The sequence below is a fragment of the Amycolatopsis sp. SID8362 genome (assembly GCF_010550475.1).
Lineage (GTDB): Bacteria > Actinomycetota > Actinomycetes > Mycobacteriales > Pseudonocardiaceae > Amycolatopsis > Amycolatopsis eburnea.
This window is the reverse complement of sequence record NZ_JAAGNB010001561.1, coordinates 1-4913: the sequence shown is the minus strand read 5'-3', so window position 1 is coordinate 4913 and position 4913 is coordinate 1. Positions and strand designations below refer to the sequence as shown.

Genomic DNA, 4913 nt, shown 5'->3' with positions numbered 1-4913 from the left:
CGCGACCCGCACGGGGTCCAGCTCCAGGCCCAGCACCCGGACGTCCGGCCGGACCCGCCGCAGCCAGCGGGCCAGCTCGACCGTCGTCACCGGGGAAGCGCCGTAGCCGAGGTCGACGACCAGCGGTGCGACGGTCGCGCGCAGCAGCCGGGACGTGGCGGGCGAGGACGCGATCCACCGGTCGACCCGGCGCAGGCGGTTCGGGTTGGTCGTGCCGCGGGTCGGCGCGCCGACCGGGCTCAGGCGGCTCCGGCCAGCCACTTCGCGGTGAATTCGGCTTCGCGCTCCAGCAGTTTCGTGACCTGCTCGGCGATCACGCTCTCCAGCTTCCCGCCGAACAGCGGGATCCGGACCGTCACTTCGCCGCTCGTCCGCAGCACCGTCTTGGCGTCGCCCGCCAGCACCGCGGTCCGCGCGGTGATCTCGCCCGGGACCCCGCCGACCTCGACCGAGGCCTGGCCCTGGTGGCCGGTGCCGTCGTTGCTGACGCGCCAGGTCTGCGTGCGGGTCACCAGCAGGTCGCCCTTGTGCAGCGTCCGGACCGCCTGCGGGAGCTTGTCCGCGCTGATCCCCTGCCGCAGCTGGTACCGCAGGCCCGTGCCCGAGACCTCGTACGCCAGCAGCGCCGCGTCGTGCCCGCCGAGCTCCGCCAGCCGCGCCCGCAGCGCGTCCTCGCCGGACACCGCGGCGTAGACGGCGGCGACGTCGGCGGCGAACTCAGCGCGGTGCTCGATCCGGGATCCCATGAGCCGGACAGTACCGTCAGACGGGTGAACACCGCCCCGACTCCCGCGCTCCCGCAGCTCTCGGCGTACACCACGTTGCGCCTCGGCGGCCCCGCCCGCCGGCTCGTCAGCGCCGTGACCAGCGAAGACCTCGTCGAGGCAGTCCGCGCCGCCGACGCGGCGGGCGAGCCGGTGCTGCTGCTCGGCGGCGGCTCCAACCTGGTGGTCGCCGACGCGGGGTTCGACGGCACGCTCGTCGAGGTCGCGAACACCGGCTGGCGCCGGGACGGGGACGTCGTCGAGGTCCAGGCCGGCCAGAACTGGGACGCCTTCGTCGCCGCGCTGGTCGAAGCCGGGCTGGGCGGGCTCGAGTGCCTCTCGGGCATCCCGGGCAGCGTCGGCGCGACGCCGATCCAGAACGTCGGCGCGTACGGCTGCGAGGTCGCGGAGTCCCTGGTCAGCGTCGACGTCTACGACCGCGTGACGCGTGAAGTGCGCACGCTCAAGGCCGACGAACTCGGCTTCGCCTACCGCACCAGCGTCCTCAAGGGCACCGACACCGGCGTCGTCCTCTCGGTCCGCTTCGAGGTCCGCGAAGACGGCCTTTCCGCGCCCATCCGCTACGCCGAACTGGCGCGCACGCTCGGCGTCGAGATCGGCGCCCGCGTCCCGGCGGCCGAAGCGCGCGAAGCCGTGCTGAAACTGCGCCGCGGCAAGGGCATGGTGCTCGACCCGGCCGACCACGACACGTGGAGCGCGGGCTCGTTCTTCACCAACCCGATCGTCCCGAGCGCCGAGGCGGAAGCCGTCCTCGAGCGGATCACGGCGGCCGTCGGCTCGGAAGTCCCGCAGTACCCGGCCGACGGCGGCATCAAGCTCTCGGCGGCCTGGCTGATCGAGCGCGCCGGCTTCGCCAAGGGGTACCCCGGACCGGGGAATCGCGTCTCGCTGTCGACGAAGCACACCTTGGCGCTGACCAACCGCGGCGGCGCTACGACCGAGGACCTGCTGGCGCTGGCCAGGGAGGTCCGCGACGGCGTCCGGCAGCGGTTCGGCGTCTCGCTGCACCCGGAACCGCTCTTGATCAACTGCGTCATTTGAGCCGAACCGGGCAACCTGGACGTGTGTCAGACGTCTTTGTCGACAAAGGGCGTAGCCACCTGATCGGATGGTCTTTACCTTTCGACAGGTAACGTCGGGCGGGTCACCAGCGCTAAGGGCGTGGACCCGCTGGTCGGCGGGGGAACTCGGGAGGTTTCGGTGATCGGACGGCGCACGGTCTTCAAGGCCGCACTCGCGGCTGGGGCCGCACTGGCCGCCGCGGCGTGTTCGAGCACGAACGACGGCACCGCGCTGCCCACCGGGGCGGCGGGCGCCGACGGCGAGAGCGCCCAGCCCGTGGCGAAGATCACGGCCGAACCCGCGGTCAACGCGAAGGATGTCCCGGTCCTCGCGCCGGTCGTGATCAAGGTCGCCGAGGGCAAGCTCACCGAGTGCAAGGTGACCGCGGACGGCGGCAAGGCCGTCAAGGGCGACACCGCGCCCGACGGGCTCACCTGGACCAGCTCCGAGCCGCTCGGCTACGGCAAGACCTACACCTACGCGGCCAAGGCCACCGGCACCGACGGCAAGCCGGCCGAGCTCACCGGCACGTTCACCACGATCAGCCCGGCCAAGCAGGTCCGCGCCACGCTCAACCCGGCGGACAACCAGACGGTCGGCGTCGCGATGCCGATCAGCGTCAAGTTCGCGTCGCCGGTCAAGGACCGCAAGGCCGTCGAGAAGGCCTTGTCCGTGAAGACGGACAAGGACGTGGAAGGCGCCTGGGGCTGGCTGTCCGACAGCCAGGTCGACTACCGGCCGAAGGAGTACTGGCCGCAGAACATCACGGTGAGCGTCGAGGCGAAGCTCTACGGCGTCGAGCTCGGCGGCGGCGCGTACGGCAAGGCCGACGTCACCACGAAGTTCAAGATCGGCCGCAACCAGGTGGTCAAGGTCAACACCCCGGACCACCAGATGCGCGTCTACCGGGGCGGGTCGCAGGTCAAGAGCTACCCGTGCGCGAACGGCCTGGACGCCGAGGTCGACCGCAACACCCCCAACGGCACCTACATCATCATGAGCAAGGAGCCGACGGCCGTCTTCGACAACGCCCGCTACGGCTACACGAACGTCAACAAGAAGTGGGCCTGCCGGTTCTCCAACCACGGCGAGTACATCCACGAGAACCAGGACAACGCGGCCAACATCGGGAAGAACAACAACTCCCACGGCTGCGTCAACCTCCTCGAGGCCGACGCCAAGGACTTCTTCGACTCCGCGCTGGTCGGCGACCCGGTCGAGATCACCGGCTCCCAGCTGGGCGCGCCGATGGCCTCGGACGTCAAGGACTGGAACTACAGCTGGTCGGCCTGGAAGTCGCTGGGAGCGAAGTAGAGCGTGCGCACCGAAGTCACCGGCCACGGCGGGGTCCGGCTCGGCCTGCGGGTCGAGGGAGCCGAACACGGCAAGCCGATCGTCTTCGTGCACGGCTGGGCGCAGTCGGCGGGCTGCTGGGCGGCCCAGTTCGCCGACCCGGCGCTGACCGAGCGGTTCCGGCTGGTGGCGGTGGACCTGCGCGGTCACGGCGCCTCCGACGTCCCGGCGGCCGGCTACGACGACCCGGTGGCCTGGGCCGACGACCTCGCCGCGGTGCTCGACTTCGCCGGGCCGGGCGCGATCGTCGTCGCCTGGTCCTACGGCGGCCTGGTGCTGATGGACCACATCCGGGTGCACGGCACCGCACGGCTGGGCGGCATCGTGCTGGTCGGGGCCATCACCGAGATCGGCCGCGACCGGGCCGGTGGGCGCGTCGGGCCGCTGATGCGCGAGCACATGCGGGCGATGCTTTCCGACAATTGGGACGAAGCGGTTCCCGCCCTCACGGAGTTCAGCCGGGGAATGGCCGCCGGGCCGGTGCCCGGCGCGCAGGCACAGGCCATGCTCGGGGCTTCTCTCAGCGTGCCTCCCGCAATTCGTTCGGCGCTCTTCCGCCGGGACATCGGCAGCGAAGAAGTGCTGGTCACGGTGGACAAACCGGCCCTGGTCGCGCACGGAACGGCCGACCGCGTGATCGAACCCTCGGTAGCCGAACACGCACTCGGGAAGATTCCGGGTGCCGTCGGGCGTTGGTTCGCTGACGGGGGGCATGCGCCCTTCGCCGAGTCCGCGGCCGAGTTCGACGCGGTGCTGCGGCAATTCGCCGAGGAATGCTGAAGTACGCAGGAGACGTGACCAGGTGACCAGCTCCATCCGGGGGTTCCGGGCTGCACCGCGCCGGATAGCGGTGCTGTCCGTCCACACTTCCCCGCTCGAACAGCCCGGTACCGGCGACGCCGGCGGGCTCAACGTCTACGTCAGCCAGACCGCGACCGAGATGGCCCGCCGCGGCGTCGAGGTCGAGGTCTTCACCCGCGCGACCGCGTCCGACCAGCCGCCGGTGGCCGAGCTGGCGCCCGGGGTGACCGTGCGGCACGTGCAGGCCGGGCCGTTCGAGCCGCTGGGCCGCGACGAGCTGCCGGCGCAGCTGTGCGCGTTCACCTCCGGCGTGCTGCGGACCGAGGCCTTCCACGAGCCCGGGCACTACGACCTCATCCACTCGCACTACTGGCTCTCGGGGCAGGTCGGCTGGCTCGCCCGCGACCGGTGGTCCGTCCCGCTGGTGCACACCGCGCACACGCTGGCGAAGGTGAAGAACGCCGCGCTCGCCGAGGGCGACAAGCCCGAGCCGCGCACCCGCGTGATCGGCGAGGAGCAGGTGGTCGCCGAGGCGGACCGGCTGGTGGCCAACACCGCGGTCGAGGCGCGCCAGCTCATCGACCTCTACGACGCCGAGCCGCACGCGGTGCACGCCGTGCCGCCGGGCGTCGACCTCGAACGCTTCACGCCGGGGTCGCGGCACGCCGCCCGCGACGCCCTCGGCCTGGCCGACGACGACGTCGTGCTCGCCTTCGCCGGCCGCATCCAGCCGCTGAAGGCGCCGGACGTGCTGCTGCACGCCGCGGCTGCGATGCTGCGCCGCCGTCCCGAGCTGGCTTCGCGCCTGGTCGTGCTGGTCGTCGGCGGTCCGTCCGGCTCCGGGCTGGAGCAGCCGCAGGCACTGCGCGAGCTGGCGGTCTCCCTGGGCATCGAGGCGCAGGTGCGGTTCCT

General features: G+C 71.9%; 5 protein-coding genes and 1 pseudogene. 4 read left to right on the top strand and 2 right to left on the bottom strand.

Annotation, left to right across the window (positions count from 1 at the left end; genetic code table 11):
- Positions 1-261 (bottom strand): annotated as a pseudogene (locus G3I65_RS48390) (class I SAM-dependent methyltransferase); the annotation flags it as partial.
- Positions 240-746, bottom strand: coding sequence for a DUF2505 domain-containing protein (locus tag G3I65_RS48385; protein ID WP_160702264.1), 507 nt, complete (start codon positions 744-746; stop codon positions 240-242). The pseudogene G3I65_RS48390 and the gene G3I65_RS48385, both read right to left, overlap by 22 nt.
- Before the next feature lie 24 nt (positions 747-770).
- Here G3I65_RS48385 and G3I65_RS48380 point away from each other — a divergent pair, with 24 nt between their 5' ends.
- The 4 genes from G3I65_RS48380 to mshA form a co-directional block, all read left to right on the top strand.
- A complete protein-coding gene (locus G3I65_RS48380) occupies positions 771-1826 on the top strand; it encodes a UDP-N-acetylmuramate dehydrogenase (RefSeq protein WP_160702262.1) in 1056 nt (351 codons plus the stop codon).
- Between the two features lie 159 nt (positions 1827-1985).
- Positions 1986-3161 carry an Ig-like domain-containing protein gene (locus G3I65_RS48375; RefSeq protein ID WP_160702268.1) on the top strand — a complete coding sequence of 392 codons (1176 nt, stop codon included), beginning with the start codon at positions 1986-1988 and terminating at the stop codon, positions 3159-3161.
- A 3-nt stretch (positions 3162-3164) separates the two neighbouring features.
- A complete protein-coding gene (locus tag G3I65_RS48370; RefSeq protein ID WP_160702260.1) occupies positions 3165-3980 on the top strand; it encodes an alpha/beta fold hydrolase in 816 nt (271 codons plus the stop codon).
- 22 nt (positions 3981-4002) lie between these two features.
- On the top strand, positions 4003-4913 hold a 911-nt coding region (gene mshA / locus G3I65_RS48365), incomplete at its 3' end, for a D-inositol-3-phosphate glycosyltransferase (RefSeq protein WP_309236046.1).

Bases quoted from the DNA above. Each gene is read 5' to 3' on its own strand.
- G3I65_RS48385 (WP_160702264.1), bottom strand. From the start codon at position 746: ATGGGATCCCGGATCGAGCACCGCGCTGAGTTCGCCGCCGACGTCGCC.